The organism is Amycolatopsis keratiniphila subsp. keratiniphila, from assembly GCF_001620365.2.
GTDB lineage: Bacteria > Actinomycetota > Actinomycetes > Mycobacteriales > Pseudonocardiaceae > Amycolatopsis > Amycolatopsis keratiniphila.
On record NZ_LQMT02000069.1, the window covers coordinates 1 to 341 of the forward strand.

1 protein-coding gene is annotated in these 341 nt (G+C 73.0%); it reads left to right on the forward strand.

Features of this window, described 5'->3' with window-relative positions; all coding sequences use genetic code 11:
- Positions 1-111: 111 nt before the first annotated feature.
- The coding region (locus AVR91_RS42300) for a rhodanese-like domain-containing protein (protein ID WP_083737970.1) at positions 112-341 on the forward strand (230 nt) is incomplete at its 3' end.

The window sequence follows — 341 nt, forward strand, 5'->3', positions numbered from 1 at the left end:
GTACGCCGAGATGGAGGTCCGCTCGCTCACCGGCGCCGGGGCGGAAAAGGCCGTCCGGCACTGAGTGCCTCTTCACGCGCGCGCAACGGGACGGGATGCGAGGATGGCAGGGTGGTGAGCCCTGCTGACATCCCGACCGTCGCCGTCCGTGATCTGCCGAAGGACGGCGTCGCGCTGCTCGACGTCCGCGAGGACGACGAGTGGGCCGCCGGGCACGCCCCTGGCGCCAAGCACATCCCGATGGGTGAACTGCCCGCGCGGGTCGGCGAACTCGACGACCTGCCCGACGACCAGCCGGTCTACGTGATCTGCCGCAGCGGCGGCCGGTCCGCGCGCGCCGC